This is a genomic window from Vreelandella zhanjiangensis DSM 21076 (assembly GCF_000377665.1).
GTDB classification, from domain to species: Bacteria; Pseudomonadota; Gammaproteobacteria; order Pseudomonadales; family Halomonadaceae; genus Vreelandella; species Vreelandella zhanjiangensis.
In genome coordinates this window covers 91,265-109,361 of record NZ_KB898652.1, presented here as the reverse complement: position 1 = coordinate 109,361, position 18,097 = coordinate 91,265, and the positions used below count along the sequence as shown (strand labels likewise).

The 18,097-nt window shown below is 54.7% G+C and carries 18 protein-coding genes; 13 read left to right on the top strand and 5 right to left on the bottom strand.

Annotated elements, in window-relative coordinates:
- Positions 1–66 precede the first annotated feature (66 nt).
- The 12 genes from D467_RS0114225 (at position 67) to D467_RS0114165 (ending at position 11,235) form a co-directional block, all read left to right on the top strand.
- Positions 67–1,053, top strand: coding sequence for a DUF4123 domain-containing protein (locus D467_RS0114225; protein ID WP_081621243.1), 987 nt, complete (start codon positions 67–69; stop codon positions 1,051–1,053).
- Positions 1,050–3,035 (top strand): hypothetical protein, encoded by a 1,986-nt coding sequence (locus tag D467_RS0114220; RefSeq protein ID WP_018918197.1) that lies wholly within the window; start codon positions 1,050–1,052, stop codon positions 3,033–3,035. Before D467_RS0114225 ends, D467_RS0114220 begins: the two co-directional genes overlap by 4 nt.
- On the top strand, positions 2,980–4,050 hold the full coding sequence (locus D467_RS19860) for a hypothetical protein (protein ID WP_155826502.1): 1,071 nt from the start codon (positions 2,980–2,982) through the stop codon (positions 4,048–4,050). Before D467_RS0114220 ends, D467_RS19860 begins: the two co-directional genes overlap by 56 nt.
- Positions 4,047–4,310 carry a PAAR domain-containing protein gene (locus D467_RS0114205; protein WP_018918194.1) on the top strand — a complete coding sequence of 88 codons (264 nt, stop codon included), beginning with the start codon at positions 4,047–4,049 and terminating at the stop codon, positions 4,308–4,310. The genes D467_RS19860 and D467_RS0114205 overlap by 4 nt, the downstream gene beginning before the upstream one ends.
- Positions 4,311–4,348: 38 nt before the next feature.
- On the top strand, positions 4,349–5,449 hold the full coding sequence (locus D467_RS0114200) for a hypothetical protein (protein WP_155826501.1): 1,101 nt from the start codon (positions 4,349–4,351) through the stop codon (positions 5,447–5,449).
- Complete coding sequence (locus D467_RS0114195) at positions 5,446–5,709, top strand: PAAR domain-containing protein (protein ID WP_018918192.1); 264 nt, start codon at positions 5,446–5,448, stop codon at positions 5,707–5,709. Before D467_RS0114200 ends, D467_RS0114195 begins: the two co-directional genes overlap by 4 nt.
- 43 nt (positions 5,710–5,752) lie before the next feature.
- A complete protein-coding gene (locus tag D467_RS0114190; RefSeq protein WP_018918191.1) occupies positions 5,753–6,661 on the top strand; it encodes a hypothetical protein in 909 nt (302 codons plus the stop codon).
- Positions 6,658–6,921: a PAAR domain-containing protein gene (locus D467_RS19270; protein ID WP_018918190.1), complete on the top strand. Its 264-nt coding sequence runs from the start codon at positions 6,658–6,660 to the stop codon at positions 6,919–6,921. Before D467_RS0114190 ends, D467_RS19270 begins: the two co-directional genes overlap by 4 nt.
- A gap of 43 nt (positions 6,922–6,964) precedes the next feature.
- On the top strand, positions 6,965–7,873 hold the full coding sequence (locus tag D467_RS0114180; RefSeq protein ID WP_081621242.1) for a hypothetical protein: 909 nt from the start codon (positions 6,965–6,967) through the stop codon (positions 7,871–7,873).
- The gene (locus D467_RS19265) at positions 7,870–8,046 is read left to right on the top strand and encodes a PAAR domain-containing protein (RefSeq protein WP_244147838.1); all 177 of its coding nucleotides are present in this window, start codon (positions 7,870–7,872) and stop codon (positions 8,044–8,046) included. Before D467_RS0114180 ends, D467_RS19265 begins: the two co-directional genes overlap by 4 nt.
- A 183-nt stretch (positions 8,047–8,229) precedes the next feature.
- Complete coding sequence (locus D467_RS0114170) at positions 8,230–9,138, top strand: MBL fold metallo-hydrolase (protein WP_018918187.1); 909 nt, start codon at positions 8,230–8,232, stop codon at positions 9,136–9,138.
- Positions 9,139–9,234: 96 nt separating this feature from the next.
- Positions 9,235–11,235, top strand: a complete 2,001-nt coding sequence (locus D467_RS0114165; protein ID WP_018918186.1) for a RecQ family ATP-dependent DNA helicase — start codon at positions 9,235–9,237, stop codon at positions 11,233–11,235.
- On the opposite strand, the gene D467_RS0114160 is transcribed toward D467_RS0114165, so the two are convergent.
- Together D467_RS0114160 and D467_RS0114155 are read right to left on the bottom strand one after the other, a co-directional pair.
- Positions 11,216–12,331, bottom strand: coding sequence for a metallophosphoesterase (locus tag D467_RS0114160; RefSeq protein WP_018918185.1), 1,116 nt, complete (start codon positions 12,329–12,331; stop codon positions 11,216–11,218). The genes D467_RS0114165 and D467_RS0114160 overlap by 20 nt on opposite strands.
- A 119-nt stretch (positions 12,332–12,450) precedes the next feature.
- The gene (locus tag D467_RS0114155; protein ID WP_018918184.1) at positions 12,451–13,401 is read right to left on the bottom strand and encodes a LysR family transcriptional regulator; all 951 of its coding nucleotides are present in this window, start codon (positions 13,399–13,401) and stop codon (positions 12,451–12,453) included.
- A 165-nt stretch (positions 13,402–13,566) separates the two neighbouring features.
- Here D467_RS0114155 and D467_RS0114150 point away from each other — a divergent pair, with 165 nt between their 5' ends.
- Complete coding sequence (locus tag D467_RS0114150) at positions 13,567–14,625, top strand: SDR family oxidoreductase (RefSeq protein ID WP_018918183.1); 1,059 nt, start codon at positions 13,567–13,569, stop codon at positions 14,623–14,625.
- An 86-nt stretch (positions 14,626–14,711) separates the two neighbouring features.
- Here the strand turns inward: D467_RS0114150 and D467_RS0114145 are convergent, their stop codons facing one another.
- The 3 genes from D467_RS0114145 to D467_RS0114135 are packed head-to-tail and all read right to left on the bottom strand — an operon-like array spanning position 14,712 to position 18,074.
- Positions 14,712–16,136 carry an FAD-dependent oxidoreductase gene (locus tag D467_RS0114145; RefSeq protein WP_018918182.1) on the bottom strand — a complete coding sequence of 475 codons (1,425 nt, stop codon included), beginning with the start codon at positions 16,134–16,136 and terminating at the stop codon, positions 14,712–14,714.
- Positions 16,136–17,080 (bottom strand): polysaccharide deacetylase family protein, encoded by a 945-nt coding sequence (locus tag D467_RS0114140; protein ID WP_018918181.1) that lies wholly within the window; start codon positions 17,078–17,080, stop codon positions 16,136–16,138. The genes D467_RS0114145 and D467_RS0114140 overlap by 1 nt, the downstream gene beginning before the upstream one ends.
- A 4-nt stretch (positions 17,081–17,084) precedes the next feature.
- Positions 17,085–18,074, bottom strand: a complete 990-nt coding sequence (locus D467_RS0114135; RefSeq protein ID WP_018918180.1) for a polysaccharide deacetylase family protein — start codon at positions 18,072–18,074, stop codon at positions 17,085–17,087.
- Positions 18,075–18,097: the final 23 nt, after the last annotated feature.

Here is an 18,097-nt window from a genome sequence, read left to right as displayed (position 1 = left end):
TACACACCAATCACACCGAGCAGATCGATGGCGAGTGCGGGCTAACGGTCGGCGGCAGTTACGGTAATCCCGCCATTTATAACCGGGGCGATTACCAGAGCACGCCTGCAGCAGTGCCATCAATACGGCCTGGGACTGGCGCGCCTGGGCCAGACCGACGCCCAGCACGCCTGCCTTTACGCCACCACCGACACCGCCACCCAGGCCAATGCCCCATGGCTCGTTCGCCTGGAAGCCGACAGCGACATTCGCACCTGGCTTGAAAGCCTGCCCCAGGATCAGCACTGGGGTGTGCTGTTTCACTCCCATGCCACGCTCAAGCAACTGCGCACGTACCTTCGCAAGTTCACCATGCTCTGGACCCCGGCCAACGACCAGGCCCCGGTGTACTTCCGCTTCTACGACCCCCGGGTGGCGCTGGATATGAGCCAGGCGCTCGAATCCTGGAAGCTGGCCGCGTTCATGGCGCCGCTGGAAGCCGTCTTTATTCCCGCTTCCCCGCTGATGGTGTTTCCGGCTGAGTTAACGTTAATCCCCTCCATCGCGCTGGAGGCGCCCGTTCAGCAGGTACAGGGTCGACTGCTGACGATCTCGCTCAGCGATGGCGCCCGTGACGCGCGAGGGCAGGGGCGGCAGTTTGCCATCGGCCAGGAAGAGTTTGCGCGGTTTGGTGGCCTGATGCAGCAACGGGCCCAGGCGGCCCTGGCACTCTCGATGGCCCCACAGTATCCCCAGAAAACGGCCCAGCAGTTGCTGTCTACCGTTCACGCCGCGGTGCAGTTGGGGCAGCGTTACGGCCTCGCCTCAAAAAAACAGACCCGCACCCTGGCGAAGTGCGTGATCGCGTTTGGCGACACCTTTCCCACCCATCAAACCGAAGCACAGCAAATACTCGAAAACCCCACCATGGCCGCCTGGCGCAAGCGTGACCGCCTGGAAGCCTGGTTTCCCCGCGGGCGTATTCAGCAGGCTCTGCTGGCGAAATATTCCGACAAGGAAAGTGATATGCAACACGACAATTTTCGGCCCATCGTTAGCGGGGAGTGGTCATGAGTTATCAGCCGACCTATGAGGATGCTCTCTATTTGCTGACGGAAGAATGGGAAGCGTTCGATAACGGTAACTACGCGGATGGCAATATACGTATTATTGCTGCGAGACGGCACGGAGGGGAGCCGGTAAATGAGGCAGCTGTCGCGGAAGGGGTCTATCAAGCCTACCTCGACAGTGGCGCTGAGCCGTTAACGCGGAGCCCTATTCCCGAGGGGAGGGTGTTAGCGGACGACCCTTATTATCAACAATTGCTGGACCCCAATAAAAGTGCGCTGGTGGGCGCTGGGCCAACGTCTGAGGCAGATGCATGCGATGAAGGGCCTGATACCGCTTTTGGCGCAACTTGCGTCGATTGTGTTCAGGATGACGCTTGCTGTCTCAAGGCCGGGGTCGTCAGCGATAAAAAAGACGAGACTCGCAAGGTCGAATGGCCTCCTGTCAATGGGGCGACCACTTTGCTGGTCATTGCCGAATTGCAGGGCCTTCAGCTCTTGTCTGATGTACTAGTAAGCTGGGAAGGAGAGGAAAGCTGCCTAGCAGGGCTTCCGGATAAGCCTTGTCTAATAACGGGCGGATTGGAGGATGGTCGTCAGAAACTCACTGAGCGCGCCAGCGAGGTATCCGTTGCTTATGAGCAGCACTTGAGTCTGGCCTTGGCGCTAGGGAATTTCATTCCCCGAGATGTTGCACTGACGCTATTTGCGTTTGATAGCCTGATGAGTATCAATGTTTTGAATAATCAGGGAGGGCGAGCAACGTTTCAGCCTAGCCAGTGTTGCCCTGGCAAGGATGTCAGGGGTGCCTTGACGGTTATTCCCTACCCCTGCATCACACTGGATAGTAATTTCACTCTGGCGGTAGAAACCTCCTTCATGACGCATGGCGTATCCGCTCAGGTCGAGGCCAAAGGAACGTTAAGCGGTCAATATGGGCGCTATGAGCTAACGCTGGAAAAAGGAGCAGATGCCACGGCAAACTCGCAAGACACCATCCCTAGAGAGAACGATGCACCAGGACTGATCGGCATAATCGTCAATACCCTTCAAACCATGAATCAGTATTTTGACATGGGGAGCAATAGCACACGTTCTGGAGGCGATCGTACAAGCTCTGAACGAGGTATCCGACGCGATAGTTCGAAGATGGGTTCGGGCATCGTGCTTAGTAAATCCCTGACCTTTAAGGCAGAAGGGTTCAAGCTTGCCGCCGTTGAGGGAAGCCCGGATTTGGAAATCCAGATGGGTGAGCTGGATTCAACATTAAGCCTGGGTATCACTGGGCGAATCGACTTGATCGAGGCTGTTGCAGCAGTTCTTCTATCGCCCGCCAATTTACTCAATGTTCAGAATGCCCGCGCCCGCATAGCGGCGGGTGAAAATGTTAACGCCACCATCGAGGGCTACCTCCAGCTCAGTGCCATGGGCTCGTTAACACATAAGGTAAACGGAGGTGGCGGAGACAGCATCGCCACCTATCGGATCCCCGCCTCTGGCGAAGCGTCTGAGGCCATCTTTAATGGTATCTCACAGGATTTCGACGGCGAGTTAAAGATTATTGGGGTAGCTGAGCTCAAACTGCGTTTAGGAGTACAGATATTTGTACTCTCGGCGCAGGTAGGGGTACGCGGTACCATTCACACATCCTGGACCTGGGAAGTGCAGTCTCGCGATGGCGTACGAGAAAAACGCTATGCCTTTGAGGGCGTTAAGGTTAGTGGGGAGGCCTATGCTGAGGTTGGAATTGAACGTAGCGAAAGGGGAGGCATTACGGTTGAAGCAACAGAGAATATCATGGATTCAAGAGCTGAAGGGGAGGCACAAATATCAGATTTGTTTGATAGGGTAGCTTCAGCTATTGATACCTCAGAATGTAATGCAAAGAATAGTATCGAAGGGTTCAATCCCAACCCAAGAGGAGAAAACGGTGATGGAAAAACTATCTGGGAAGCAGACCCTAAAGAGCCAGAATGGATTCCTTTTTAAGAGGTTATGCTTATTTTTTTTACTCTTTTATTTGTTATTGCAGGAGACAGTAATGGCTCAACCAATTGAAAGAGATTATTGGATAAATATTCATACACAGGGGTCTGCCTGGAGTCTACGTGTAAATGATTTAGTCGTGTATTCCAATGGCGGAACTGGGCATAGAAGTTTTTCATATCCAATAAGTACTAGCATGAAAGAGGGACAAAATACTGTCTCCTTTATTTTTGCACCTATAAAGGGGCAGGATCCTAAAAATGGAGAATATCAACAAGGGCCAAAAGAAGATTTTTGGGTCGATATCTCTATTGAAGCAATTAATACACAAACTAGTGAAAAAGAGCGTCTTAACACTCTATTACTCCGCTATGACATGGACACCGGTGAGCTAGTAAGCTACGACACACCGATGGGTAGCGATGGGCTCGTTCATGATACCGAGCATTTGCATACCAACGGTCAGTTTTATGTAAACTCACCAGACTTGTTGGTTGTTGACACAGGAGAGATTGTTGAAGCAGAACGTGTAGATATGAATTTTCGCGTTTCTGACCCTATTCCCGATTTTACTTGGAAGGGTGAAACGACGGAGCTTCAAGATACACCGCTGCTACGTCATGAGTTGCGTCAAGCTTATCGAAGAATTTACCGGTTATTCGAAGATGGTGATACCGAAGGTATTTTGCGTGAGTTTGGACCTGTGTGGGACCGCGCTGGCCTTCTAATGGCCGGAGGTATGGGTGCCAGAGAGTATATAGAGTCAGCGCCGATCGGTTCACAGTTGGTTGGTATAAGCCAGAAACCTGATGGTCCGAGGTTGAATACATTAAGACTTGCTGATGAGGCCGTAGACGATAGCTTGGAGTTCATGGGAGATGGTCGTTTAGTGCGTATCCTGCCTAGTCCGTTAAATTGGTCTTACCCCGATCAGGCGAACAAAGAGGGTCATGTAATGCCTATTGTATTCTATCGTACCGCTGCAGGAGAGTGGCGCATCGCTGCTGTAGACTCATGAAACCCGTAGCCCGCAAAGGCGACCTCCATCGCTGTCCCATCTCCGGCCACGGCACAACGGAAATCGCCTCCGGTTCGCCCTCTACAGTAGAGGGCCAGCTCGTGGCGCGGGTGGGTGATAAAACCGGCTGCGGCGCGACCATTATCGAAGGTTCCAGCCACTCCAACCATGATGGAAAGCCTACGGCCTACCTGGGCTGTAAAACGGATCACGGCGGCGAGATTATTACGGCGTCGAGCAGTGCCAAGGTTCAGCCGTAGCGCTTATGCGGAACCATGGAGTTACAAGGAGAGATATCTTGAAAGGAGTCGTTAGTCGGTTAGTGGTAGGCGCCTCATTTGGAAAATACAGCACTTGGGGCCTCGTTTGTCTCGTCATCGCTTGCTTGGTCAGCCTATCGACCAGCGCCATGGCGCAGCCAATTGATCGCCAGTACTGGGTGAATATTCACACTCAAGGTGCCGCGTGGGCGTTAAGAATTAATGACTTGCATGTACAGTCTCATAGCACTACAGAGTACTACTCCATTTCATATCCCATTAGCGTTAATTTAACAGAAGGTGCCAATACCGTTTCCTTTATTTATGCGCCGCTGCTTGAGGATGAAGCAGGGAATTTATTACAGGATACTGAAACGGGCGAGTTAATGCAGGGGCCTAAAGATAATTTCTTTGTCAACGTCACCATTGAGGCTATTAACACACAGACCCAAGCGAAGGAGGGAATTCATACGTTGCAACTACGCTACGATATGGAGACAGGTGAGTTGATAGATTTCCCCAAAAACCCTGCCAACGTTATCGGCGAGACGGTACATCAGAGTGAACACTTACGTACCCGTGGAGAGTTTCAAGTAAACTCGCCAGCGCAATTGCTAAACGGCAGTGGTCAATCGCTCGAAGCTGAACGGGTCGATATGAGCTTCCGCTTACTGGATACCATTCCCGATTTTCACTGGGTTAATGATGCGACGCCGTTGCAAGACACCCCACGGCTACGCCATGAGTTACGTCAAGCCTATCAGCGCTTGCACGGCCTATTTGAAGAAGGTAATTCAGACGCTATTGTGCGTGAATTTGAACCTGTCTGGGAGCGCGCTGGGTTATTGATGGCAGGAGGAAAGAGCGCAAGAGATTATATTGAATCGATGCCTATCGGCTCACAGTTAGTAGGTATCCACCAAGAGCCTGACGGCCCCCGTCTCCAGCCTTTGGATTTTGCTGATACCCCGGCTGAGGATAGTTTAGAGTTTATGGGCGAGGGTCGCTTAGTGCGCATTGTGCCTAGCCCTATTTATTGGGCCTATCCCAACCAACCAGATAAAGAAGAGGATGTAATGCCAATGGTGTTTTATCGCACCTCTTCGGGAGATTGGCGGATTGCGGATGTTGATTCATGAAACCCGTTGTTCGCAAAGGCGACCTGCACCGCTGCCCCATCCCCGGCCACGGCACCACGGAAATTGTTACCGGTTCGCCCTCTCAGGTAGAGGGCCAGCCCGTGGCGAGGGTAGGTGATAAAACCGGCTGCGGCGCGACCATTATCGAATGTTCCAGCCACTCCCATCACGATGGCCGCCCCACGGCATATCTTGGCTGCAAGACGGATCATGGTGGTGAGATTATCTCCGCCTCAAGCAGTGCCAACGTCGAGCCTTGATGGAGTGTGGCCGCTTATACAGTTACCAAAGGCATACAACAGAATGAAGAAATGGATAGCTTACAGTTGGCTCGTCGCGCTGACGCTAGTCAGTGCACCATCCATGGCACAGGAAACCGAGTATCACTTCGGGGTTCGCTGGAGCGTTAATGGATTAGCATCTTCGATTGACGCACAAGACATTATGCTTAATTTTTCTGGTACACCGAGCCACCTGGATACACGGTTGCCAATTTCTCAATACATTAAAAATGGCGAGAATGCCGTCAAGTTATATACATGGCCGCTTGAATATGAGGCTGATCATGAGCTACGCGTATCACTGCTGTATTGGGAGCCCGGTCAAAATCCTAACACTGAAGCCAGCACCGCCTTTGAAGTAGTGATGATGCCTGGCCAAGAGGATACAGAACCTGAGATTGTCTCTTTAGATTCCGGGGCGCCTTTGCAGCCATTGCAAAATGACATTAGTTTTAACCGCTATGAAGACAACGATATATTAGAAGTTAGCTTCAATAACCGCCAACCTATGCCTACGTGGTGCTGGGAAGAGGGTGACGCGTTAGGCGATACAGACTCGACACGTGACAGTCTGGCTCGTGAGTATCGCCGACTCTATTCGCTTTTCGAAGCACAAGATAATGATGCTTTAATGAATGCTTCAAGCACTATGATTGAAGAGCTTGCAGTAGCTTCAGGTGAACCTGAGGCTTACGTGCGGCAACGTGCAAGCTTTACCATGTTTTTCGATAATCCCAACCTCTTCCAGTTGGATCCTTTTCCTGAAGAGCCAATGATATTGAACTTGGCAGCGGATAATCGAGTAGCTTGGCTTACACGTGAAGGGGTAGCAGCTCCTATACGGTTTGGGCATGCAGCAAGCGATGAAGACGTATCGAACGTCAGGCTTTACTTCATCAAACGCGACGGCCAATGGGAAATCTGCCGATGAAACCCGTAGCCCGCAAAGGCGACCTCCATAGCTGCCCCATCCCCGGCCACGGCACCACCGAAATCGTCTCCGGTTCGCCCTCTCACGTAGAGTGCCAGCCCGTGGCGCGGGTGGGCGATAAAACCGACTGCGGCGCGACCATCATTCAGGGCTCCAGCCACTCCCATCACGATGGTCGTCCCACGGCGTACCTTGGCTGCAAGACGGATCATGGCGGTGAGATTATTACCGCCTCAAGCAGTGCCAAGGTGGAGCCTTGATGCATCGCACCAGCTTATCGAGTGGCGAGAGGTGTAAAACAGCATGAAGAAATGGATAGCTTACTTTTGGATTGTCACTCTAACGCTGACAAGTGTGCCCTTATTGGCACAGGAAACCGAGTATGAGTTTGGAGTACGCTGGGCTGTAGAAGGTGTTCCTAGTTCAATGCGTATCCACGATATTCTATTGAATTTTACAGGCACTCCTAGCCATTTGGACACTCGCCAACCGATTTCCCAATATGTCAAAGAGGGTAGAAATACGATCAATCTAAATACATGGCCCATGGAGTACGAGCCCGACAGCGAGTTGAAGGTATCATTGTTATATTGGGAACCTGGTCAAAATCCCAACACGGAAGTCCATACTGCTTTCGATGTGATTATGAAGCCCGGTCACAATGATGCCGAACCCGAAGTGGTTGTTGTAGATACTTCAGCCCCCTTGCGGCCGATGCAAAGCAATATTACTTTTAATCGCTTTGAAGAGTACGACACGTTAGAAGTTGTTTTTAACAATAGTCAGCCAATGCCTACTTGGTGCTGGGAAGAAGGTGATGCTTTAAGTGATACCGACGCTGTTCGAGATAGCCTGGCTCGTGAATATCACCGGTTATACTCGCTATTCGAAGCACAAGATAACGACGCCCTCATAGATGGCTCGAAAACCATGATTGAAGAGCTTGCTTTAGCTTCAGGAGAATCCGAAGCCTATGTGCGCCAGCGAGCAAGCTTTACGATGTTCTTTGATAATCCTAACCTATTCCAGCTAGATCCTTTTCCAGAAGAGCCGATGACATTGAATTTGGGAGCGGATAATCGTGTGGCTTGGCTTACCCGTGAGGGGGTAGCGGCGCCGATTCGATTTGGGCACGCAGGAAGTGATGAACAAGTCTCAAACGTAAGACTCTACTTCATCCAACGCGACGGCCAATGGGAAACCTGTCGTTGAAACCCGTTGCACGCAAAGGCGACCTCCACAGCTGCCCCATCCCTGGCCACGGCACCACCGAAATCGTCTCCGGTTCGCCCTCTAAATTAGAGGGCCAGCCCGTGGCACGGGTGGGGGATAAAGCCGGCTGCGGTGCGACCATTATCGAAGGCTCAATCCCGCAACGTTATTAAGTTCGAGAAAAAGCAGAGGCGAAGATAAGAAAGCATATTGCTCACATTATGTGCCTGCTAATACTCATGCAAGTAGCCATCATCTCATAGCCCTTATATTCTTTATGCGGCTATGGTTATAACCCTGTTGGACTAAGTGATAGGCTATTGCGCTATCACTTATTTGGTTCGTCAGGAGACAGCATGAAGACGTTTGCGCGTTCAGCGAGTACGGGTGAGGGGATGCCTGTGGTGGCAGGCTTTTTTGATCCGCGTACGTTTAGCGTTCAATACATCGTCAGTGACCCTGTTTCGCGAGCATGCGCGATTATCGACCCGGTGCTGGATTTCGACGAGAAGTCTGGCGCCACCGCCACGCATCATGCCGATGAGCTGCTTGCCTATGTGGCAAAGCACGATCTTAATGTGGAGTGGATTCTGGATACCCATCCGCATGCGGATCACTTCTCTGCCGCGCAGTATCTGAAAGACAAAACTGGCGCACCCACCGCGATTGGCGAGCACATTACGAAAGTACAGGCGCTGTGGAAGGAGATTTACCACTGGCCGGACATGCCCGCTGATGGTCGCCAGTGGGATAGGCTGTTTGCGGCAGGCGATACGTTCAATATTGGGGAGTTAAGCGCCAAGGTGCTGCATTCCCCAGGCCATACGTTGGCTTCAATTACCTATGTAGTAGGCGATGCGGCGTTTGTACATGACACTCTTTTTCAGCCTGATTTTGGCACCGCGCGGGCTGATTTTCCCGGTGGCAATGCCCAGGCGTTATGGAACTCCATCCAGGCGATTCTTGCGCTGCCAGCGACTACCCGTCTGTTTACTGGCCACGACTATATGCCGGATGGCCGCGAGCCGAAATGGGAAAGTAGCGTGGCTGAACAGCGCGACACCAATCCGCATTTGGTGGGAAACAGTGCCGCGGATTACATTGCCCTGCGCCAAACTCGCGATAGCGAACTGCCCATGCCGAAACTGATGCTTCACGCGCTGCAGGTCAATACCCAGGGCGGGCGCTTGCCAGAGCCCGAAGCCAACGGCACGCGCTATCTGAAAATCCCCCTGGATGCCTTGAAGGGGGCGAAGTGGGACTAGCCTTAGCGCTAGGGCATATCACGTCTTTGATTGGTGAAAACGTCCTGAAACCGGTAGCGTGTTAGTTCAGGACGTAACCCCACTTTAGGACGGCGCATGACTTCCACTTCTCCGCGACAGACGCTGCAATCAGTATTCGGTTTCGATGATTTTCGCGGTGGCCAACAGGCCGTGGTCTCCCGGGTGTTGGAGGGCCACTCCACGGCGGCTATCTTCGCGACCGGTGCGGGGAAGTCACTGTGTTATCAACTGCCCGCGCTGCATCTACCGCACTTGACGCTGGTAGTGTCGCCGCTGCTGGCGTTGATGCAGGATCAGCTCGCCTTTTTAACCCGCCACGGCGTGGCGGCGGCAAGTGTCGATTCCACTCAGGACCGCGATACCGTACGTGATGTAATGGAGCGCGCCAGAAGCGGCGAGCTGAAAATCCTTATGATCTCGGTGGAGCGCCTCAAGAACGAGCGCTTCCGGAATTTTCTGCGTCAGGTTCAAATATCGTTATTGGTCGTCGATGAAGCTCACTGTTTGTCTGAATGGGGGCATAACTTTCGCCCCGACTATCTTAAGTTGCCAGAGTACCAGCGCGAGTTTGCGATCCCTCAGGTATTGCTGCTGACCGCCACGGCCACGCCCGCGGTTATTGCCGATATGGGCGAGAAATTCTCCATTAATCCCAACAATGTGATTACCACGGGCTTCTACCGGCCCAACCTTGAATTGCTGGTGCACCCAGTGATGGGTAATCGCCAGCAGCATTTGATCGATTGGCTAAAGCCCCAAATGCAGCCGGGCAATGAAGCGCCCAGCATCATTTATGTCACCTTGCAGCAAACCGCCGAACAGGTGGCCAGCGCCTTGGCTGCCCAGGGAATCAACGCGCAGGCATATCACGCCGGGCTTGATTCAGCCCGCCGGGATGAGATTCAACGTCAGTTCATGAGCGGGGAGTCGCCGTGCATTGTGGCCACCATCGCGTTTGGTATGGGCATCGATAAAGACAATATCCGCAACGTCGTGCACTTTGATCTGCCCAAATCCATCGAGAACTATAGCCAGGAAATAGGCCGGGCAGGGCGCGATGGCCTGCCTTCCACCTGCTTAACCATGGCAGGGCGGGATGGCCTGCGCGTGCTGGAAAACTTTGTCTACGGTGATACGCCGGAGTACGCGGGCATCGTGCGCCTGCTTGAAGAGATCGCCGCCGCTGGCGCCACGCCAGAACGCCAGTGGGAAGTGCTGCTCAATGTGCTGTCGCGTGATACCAATATTCGCCTGCTACCGCTTAAAACCCTGCTCGTAAGGCTGGAAATGCACGGCATTATTGCACCGCGCTTTGCCTTTCTGGCGGAGTACCGGCTGCGTTATCACACTGATCCCGAGGCGCTAGTCGCGCGCTTTCAGGGCGAGCGAGCAGCCTTTGTGCGCCTGCTGGTCGATAACATTCCGATTGCCCGCACTTGGGGAAGCGTGGACTTTGAACGGTTGCACATGGCAGGCCAGGCGCAACACATCGATGCCACGCGGGCCCGTGTGATCACTGCCCTTGAGTACTTTCAGGATAAGGGCTGGCTGACGCTGGAAGGCAAACGGATGACCGACGTATATGACGTCCGCCAACCCGAACTCAACCTTGAGATGCTGGCGAGCCAGCTGTATGACGAGTGTTTAACGCGAGAGCGGGGCGAGATCGAGCGGCTACAGACCATGCTGGCGCTGTTTGAGTCCGAAACCTGCCTGACCCGGCGTTTAGCCGAGCACTTTGGCGACACCACGTTAAGTGCCAACGAAGATAGCCGGTGCGGGCACTGCTTGGTCTGCTATGGGCATAGCGTTCAACTGCCCGCCGCGCCGCCTTTGCCGGCACTGGAAAACACCGATTTCAACCGTTACGCCGCGCCCTTTATCGAGCGCCATACGGCGCAAACAGGCCAGCCTCCCAACAGTCAGCGGTTAGCCCATTTTTTGTGCGGCCTGAGTATGCCGGTGTTTACACCGCTCAAGGCGCGCAGCCTTGATGGCTTTGGCGTGTTCGAGCAGCGCGCCTACCCCGAGGTGCGGCAGTGGGCCGAGCAGTGCCTTAACCCTGGCGCAGCGTAATACGGGTGAGCTCTGAAGGCTTGCCCAGACGCAGTGCAAACCCAGGCCAGAGCCCGGTGCCGTTGTTCACGTAAAGCGTCATTCCGTCAACATCGTAAAAGCCCGAGACAAAGCCGTTATTGGCCAAGGCCACAATACGATCAAACCCCCAAATCATGCCACCGTGGGTGTGGCCGGAAAGCTGCAAATCAACACCCGCTGCGGCTGCCCTGGCGGCATCAAACGGCTGGTGGTCAAGCAGGATAATTGGTGCGTTGGCGGGGGCGCCAGCAATTGCCTCATCTACATCCGGTGCGGGCCAGCCGGTACGCGGTGCGCGTAAATCGGTGATCCCAGCAAGCACTAAATCGGCGCCGTCTCGCGTTAATACGGCATGCTGGTTGGCCAGTGTCTGCAACCCTAATGATTGGTAGTGCGCCATCCACTGCTCGTAGCCAAAGTAGTATTCGTGATTGCCGGGGCTTGCAAAAACACCATCAGGTGCCGAAAGCGCTTGAAGCGGCGCTACATCAACCCGCCGGGTTTCAAGATCACCGTCGATCAGGTCACCGGTAATCACGATCAAATCAGGTGCCAAAGCGTTGGTTTTGGCGACCACCGCTTCAACCCAGGGCGCCTCGAATAGCCGGCTGATATGCAGGTCGGTTAAATGAATAATTTGATACCCGTCAAACTGGGCGGGCAGTCCGGCAATGGTCACTTCGACTTCCTTCATGGGCGGTACGCGCGCCGCCTGATTGACCGCAAATGCCGCGATTCCCAGCGCGAATACCCCGATGGCGTAACGTAGAAAGGCAGGGATCGCGAGCCGACGCCTCTTTACCGCCATTAATAGGGCCGTCACCAGGTCAACGACTAGCTGTAACACGGCGAGTAAAAGCACGGTGCCGAACAGCCAATTAATGGCCAGCACCATACTTCTGGGCACCTCGGGAGAAAACATGCTGCCGAAGGCCAGGTACGTCAGCAAGTGGTGCTGTGAGATGATCAGGAGTAAGGCGCTGAGTACAATCTTGAACCAGAGAGGCCAGCGGAGCGGCGCCAGGTAGCGGGCGATAACAATCAGGCAGGGTATGGCAACGACGAAGTGAAACATCAATGGCGCTCGCGTAAAGGGATGGGCGTAGTTATATAGATAAAAGACTAAATTAGCTATTCGGCAAAAAGCGAGTGATTGCCTGGTTAGAAGCTAAGTGCTGTCTCTAAGTGCTGTCTCTAAGTACTTTCACCAGACAGGCGTTTTTCACGCCAGTTATCCCACTCGGGGGTTGGCCCGACCACTTCGAACAGGTGATCCAGAAAAGCGCTTACCTTGCGCGTATGCAGGCGCCGCTGTGCATACAGCACATGAATATCGCGCTTGCCGGGGGCGACCTCGCAGCGCCACGCTTCAAGTACCGGCAGTAGTTTTTTTGAAGCCAACTCATCGGCGATTAACCAGGTAGGAAACATGACGAAACCCTGGCCCATGAGCGCTGCTTGCACCAAGCTCCCGGCATCGTTGCTATGCAGGGGGCCATCGACTTTGCAGGTAATGGGTTGCGGCTGCTCAGGGTGGTGAAAGTACCAGCGCTGGCGGCCCATTTCGCCCTGGTACAGCAAGCAGCTGTGCTGGCCCAGATCATCAGGCGTATTCGGCGTGCCTGCATGCTGCAAATAGCTCGGCGCGGCGGCCACCACGTAATTCATCGGGGCCAGACGGCGTGCTACCAGCGTGGTGTCGGCCAGCTCACCAACGCGAAACGTGATATCGATGCCCTCGCGTACCGGGTCGGTCAATTGATCGGTCAGCATCAGCTCGACCTTGATGGCCGGATAGCGCTGCTGAAAGCGATGCAGAATCGGCACGATTTGGCGCTGGCCGAAAGCGACCGGCGCATTTAAGCGCAGCACACCTGAAGGCTCGGGATCCGGCGCCGTCAGCGCTTCGGTCGCCAGGTCGAGCTGTTCCAGAATCTCGCGCACGTCCTGGTAATAGCGCAAACCTGCCTCGGTTAGCGTGACCGCCCGCGTGTGACGGTAGAGCAACTGCTGGCCTAGCGACTCTTCCAGCGACGCGATTTGGCGCGAGATGGACGACACCGCACGATGAAAATGACGGGCTGTGGCAGTAAAGCTGCCGGTCGCGGCAACGCGCTCAAAAACGCGTAATGCATTGAGATCCATTGAGTTGCGCCTGAGACAATAAAGATTTGCGATTTTTCCAATTGTAGCAACTATCTTGACTGTCCAGAATAAGCATCAATCGCTACGAACACAGCGTTCGTAGTTTTTCTGAGTTATCTCGATGTGTAACTGGATTGAGTATCTCGTCTGGTTAAGGAGTCAACAATGCGTAAAGGCAATGCTCTTGTAGTCGGTGCTACCGGTATTACTGGCGGCAACCTGGCAAGCTATCTCAATGCCAGTGGCTGGACCGTTTATGGCTTATCACGCCGCCCGACAATCCAGACGGGCATTATTCCGGTTGCCGCTGATCTGCTGGATCGCGAAGCCACCGAGAAAGCGCTGGCCGGTTTACCCATCACGCACGTGTTCTACTGCACCTGGATCAAACGCGATAGTGAAAAGGCCAACGTCGAGGCCAACGGCGCGATGATGCAGAACCTGCTGGATGCCCTGCAGGGCGCCAAAATCAAGCATGTCTCGCTGGTAACCGGCACCAAGCAGTACCTGGGCTCTTTTGAGAGCTACGGAAGCGGCAAGACCGAAACGCCGTTTCGTGAATCCGCGCCGCGCGTACCCGGTGAGAACTTCTACTATGCCCTTGAAGACACCATGTTCGCCGCCGCCGAGCGTGACGGCTTTAGCTGGAACGTGCACCGCCCGCATACCGTGATCGGCTATGCCTTGGGTAACGCCATGAATATGGGTGTGACGCTGGCGGTTTACGCATCTATCTGCAAGGCGACCGGCAAGCCGTTTACCTTCCCGGGTTCGCAGACTCAGTGGAATGCGCTAACCGACCTGACCGATGCGCTGGTGCTGGCGCGCCAGCTGGAGTGGGCGGCCACCACCCCGGGTGCGCATAACGAAGCGTTCAACACGGTTAACGGTGACGTTTTCCGCTGGCGCCGGATGTGGCGCGAAATTGGCGAGTTCTTCGAACTGGAAATCGCCGACTGTCCGGAAACGCCGTTGCCGCTGGAAACACAAATGGCGGATAGCGCGCCTATCTGGGCCGACATTGCTGAGAAGCATGACCTTGTTGAAGCCGATGTCACCAAGCTGGCTTCCTGGTGGCACTCCGATGCCGACCTTGGTCGTGAGCTTGAGTGCGTCAACGATGTGACCAAATCGCGCGATTTCGGCTTTGATCATTTTCGCGAAACCCGCGGCGCGTTTTTCGATCTGTTCACCCGCTTACGCGCAGAACGCATCATTCCTTAAATAACGCGCTGTTCAAAGTAGAACGACTACCGGGGTGCTTGATAGGCACCCCGGCTTGCGTTTGCTGCCCTGAAAATATTGCGGGCTTAGGGAAGCACTGCTGAGTGAAGCTTTAAGTGCAGCAACTCAGCGGCATTTTTCCCGGCGACTGCCCCTAGCACGACCGCGCTGAGCAAACCGTTACCCGAAAGGTAGCCGCTGTCGTTGGAGCCTGAGACGCCGCGAGCCGCCCCGCCTGCCGCAAACAGGTTGGGCAGCGCCTGACCCTGTTGATCGAGTACGCGCGCCTGCACATTGATCTCAAGCCCGCCTTGGGTGTGAAACAGAGCGCCGGTGACGCGAATGGCGTAGTAGGGCGGCTTGAGCAGGTTCATAGGTTCAAACAAGCGGCCAAATGAATCCGCTGTTTGCTGCTCTGCATGCTGTTGCATTTCGATGAAGGTGGCTTGTAGCGCGGCTAACGGCAGGTTCAGGCCAGCGGCCATCGTTTCCAGGTTTTCAAAGCAGCGTACGGCGCCGGTATCAAACGCATTGTGATAGTCCTCAAACGCCAGTACCGACTGGTGAATGCGCTCGTCAAAGAGGTTCCAGGCAATTTTTTCCGGCTGGGCCAGTACCTTGGCAGCTTGCTCGGAGTAGCCTCCGTGCTCATTGGAAAACCGCTCGCCGCGCACGTTAACCTGAATGCCCCCTTGCATCATCACCGCCCAGCTGATCAGGGTTTGATGGGGCGTGGCAAGTGACCCGTGGCCTTGGCAGGCACCTAGATCCTTGGTGCTGGCTCCCATTGCCTGGCCCCAAAGCAGTGCATCGCCCTGGTTGCCCTCATGGCCGTAGTACAGCGCGTGTTTAAGCGATGGAATATACCGGTCCACCAGTTCAGGATTACCACCATAGCCGTTACACGCCAATATCAGCGCATCGCAGCTGATGCTTTCGCGACTGCCATCCGGGCGCTTAAGCGTTACGCCTCGAACCCTTTGGGTGGAATCCACGTAAAGATCTACTACTCGGGCCTGGGTAAGAATATCAATGCCAGCCGTTTCAGCGGCGCTTAACAGGGCGCCCATCAGCTCTTCCCCCGTGCGTCTGGGAGTGGCGTGCATGCGCAAATGGGTATGGCCGGGGTATAGAAAGCCCTCGACCAGTTCAAAGGGCAACTGATATTGGTCAGCCAGCCACTCGATTACTGGCCCTGACGACGTCGCCAGTAGGTCGACAATTGCGGGATCGGCTTCATGGCCATTTTTATGCTGAATATCCTCGGCCATGGCGGCGGGTGTGTCGTTTACGCCAAGGGCTTTTTGAAACCGCGTATTGGCGGCCGGAATAAAGCCTGATGACATGGCGGTACTTCCGCGGGGCAGCGCATCGCGCTCCAGTACGGCAAGTTCAACACCCGCTTCATGCGCGGCCAGTGCCGCTACCAGGCCACAGGCACCGGCGCCAATGATTAAAAGCGGCAAATGCGCATCAAAGGTGTGGTGCTGCGTGTAGGGAACGATGGCCATTATGTTTGCTCCGTTGCCGTACTAAATGCATCGAGAATCTCGCCTGCCGGTGCCTGCCACACCTCGCTATGCCCACTGATATGCGCCAGTACTTCTTCCAGGCAGGCAATTCGGTGAGGCTGACCCACAAGCCAGGGGTGCAGGTTCAAGGCAAACAGACGCCCGCCGTGCTCGCGAGACTCTTCCAGCAGAAAATCAAAGGCATCTTTTACCTGAGTCACCCACGAATCTTCCGAATGCAGGTTCTGGCTCATCACAAACTGATCTTCAATTTCGGTCGCCAGCGGCATCATGGCCAAGCGGCCCGCTTTGCCATGGGACTGGGCACGGCAAAAATAGGGCATATCGTCGTTGACCCAGTCGGCGCAGTATTCAATGCCGTTCTCGGCGAGTAGATTCAGCGTGTTAAAGCTTTGGTGCTTGGCGGGGCTAAGCCAGCCGCGAACGGGTTGGCCGGTAACGCGACGCAGGGTCTCAACCGAGCGCTTAACCAGCTCGGCTTCTTCTTTAAGAGGCTGGCCGCCGTAGTGCAGGTGATCCATGTTCCAGCCGTGAGCGATAAATTCGCCGCCGTGCTCTTTCAAGCGCTGAATCAGATAAGGCGTTTGCTCCGCCAGCTGTGCGTTGATGGCAAAGGTAGGGGTAATGTTGTGTGCCGCCAGTGCCTTGAGCACCCGATAGATGCCCACGCGGTTGCCGTAATCGCGCAGCGAAAAGTGGCGCAGGTCTGGGTAGGGCATGGTCATGCCGTTAGGTACCTTGAACGGCTCGCCGCGTTGGTTAAGCGGATAGAACTGCAGCGAAATATTGATCCATACCGCTAGGGTCTTGCCTTCCGGCCAGGTGATGGGCGGGCGTTGGCTCAGCATCGACCACTCAAAATGCTCATGGTCGTAGCCGTGACGGCGCAAAGGGTAGTCGAGGTAGTTATCGTTAAGCGCCATGGCATTACCCCTCTCTGCGTGCGGTAGTAGCTTGAGCCGCGATGCTCTCAAGCGCGGCGTCGTAATAGTGAGCCGTGTAGTACTCGGCAATTTCACGTCCTGTGGCGACCCAGACATCCGGGTGGCCGGTAATGTACTCCAGGGCTTCTTCAAATGCCTTGATGCGGTGCGGGCAGCTCACCTGGTAGTTGTGAGTGGGAATGCACATTACCGTGCCGGACTCAGCGCCCTCTAGATACAGGCGGTCAAAGTGGCGTTTGAGCATGGTCGAATACTGGCGCGGCTCCACCTTGTTTACCGCATACACGATGGTATCGTTCATCTCCAGCGAATAGGGCATGGAGATAAACCGCTTGCCGGAACGCACCCTGACCGGGGTGGGCTGGTCGTCGTGGAACAGATCGCAGGTGTAAAGCCCGCCCTTGGCGCCAAACAGCTCTTCGCCCACCTCGGCAAACAGATCCAATGTGCGCTCCGAGTGGGAAAGCGCTGGGGCCAGATAGCCCGCGCAGGCTTGCCCCGTATGGCGATGAATGGTTTCCATGCTATCGCGGATCATCGCCCGCTCTTGCGCTTCACTTAAGCCGTAGGTATAGCGTGTGTTGTAAATGCCGTGGCTGAAGAACTCCCATTCGCGCTCACGGCACATGTCGATAATCTCAGGATGGTGCTCGCATAGCGCCGTTGACAGCGATATCGATCCGCGAATGCCGTACTTGTCCAACAGCGCCATCTGGCGCTGGTGACCGACCCGATTACCGTAATCGCGGATGCTATAACCCGGCACCGCAGGGTGCGGGTGAGGCCAGGGTTTGCGGCTGGGGTTCTGTGGCGGGTCGAGTTCGTAATATTCAATATTGGGCGCGACCCAGAAGGCGACCTTGGCGCCGCCCGGCCACTCTATCTTGGGGCGCTGGTCGTAGGCCCAGTAGTCGTATACGTCTAAGCTCTCTTTTAAGGACGCTTTCAAGTTCTCTTTCAAGTGCTCTTTCATTACCGGCTCCTCGCTGCCCTGGG

What these genes read in the sequence shown, in the direction of transcription:
- D467_RS0114220 (WP_018918197.1), top strand. Translation starts at nt 1,050, where the DNA reads ATGAGTTATCAGCCGACCTATGAGGATGCTCTCTATTTGCTGACGGAA.
- D467_RS19860 (WP_155826502.1), top strand. Translation starts at nt 2,980, where the DNA reads ATGGAAAAACTATCTGGGAAGCAGACCCTAAAGAGCCAGAATGGATTC.
- D467_RS0114205 (WP_018918194.1), top strand. Translation starts at nt 4,047, where the DNA reads ATGAAACCCGTAGCCCGCAAAGGCGACCTCCATCGCTGTCCCATCTCC.
- D467_RS0114195 (WP_018918192.1), top strand. Translation starts at nt 5,446, where the DNA reads ATGAAACCCGTTGTTCGCAAAGGCGACCTGCACCGCTGCCCCATCCCC.
- D467_RS0114190 (WP_018918191.1), top strand. Translation starts at nt 5,753, where the DNA reads ATGAAGAAATGGATAGCTTACAGTTGGCTCGTCGCGCTGACGCTAGTC.
- D467_RS19270 (WP_018918190.1), top strand. Translation starts at nt 6,658, where the DNA reads ATGAAACCCGTAGCCCGCAAAGGCGACCTCCATAGCTGCCCCATCCCC.
- D467_RS0114180 (WP_081621242.1), top strand. Translation starts at nt 6,965, where the DNA reads ATGAAGAAATGGATAGCTTACTTTTGGATTGTCACTCTAACGCTGACA.
- D467_RS0114170 (WP_018918187.1), top strand. Translation starts at nt 8,230, where the DNA reads ATGAAGACGTTTGCGCGTTCAGCGAGTACGGGTGAGGGGATGCCTGTG.
- D467_RS0114165 (WP_018918186.1), top strand. Translation starts at nt 9,235, where the DNA reads ATGACTTCCACTTCTCCGCGACAGACGCTGCAATCAGTATTCGGTTTC.
- D467_RS0114160 (WP_018918185.1), bottom strand. Translation starts at nt 12,331, where the DNA reads ATGTTTCACTTCGTCGTTGCCATACCCTGCCTGATTGTTATCGCCCGC.
- D467_RS0114155 (WP_018918184.1), bottom strand. Translation starts at nt 13,401, where the DNA reads ATGGATCTCAATGCATTACGCGTTTTTGAGCGCGTTGCCGCGACCGGC.
- D467_RS0114150 (WP_018918183.1), top strand. Translation starts at nt 13,567, where the DNA reads ATGCGTAAAGGCAATGCTCTTGTAGTCGGTGCTACCGGTATTACTGGC.
- D467_RS0114145 (WP_018918182.1), bottom strand. Translation starts at nt 16,136, where the DNA reads ATGGCCATCGTTCCCTACACGCAGCACCACACCTTTGATGCGCATTTG.
- D467_RS0114140 (WP_018918181.1), bottom strand. Translation starts at nt 17,080, where the DNA reads ATGGCGCTTAACGATAACTACCTCGACTACCCTTTGCGCCGTCACGGC.
- D467_RS0114135 (WP_018918180.1), bottom strand. Translation starts at nt 18,074, where the DNA reads ATGAAAGAGCACTTGAAAGAGAACTTGAAAGCGTCCTTAAAAGAGAGC.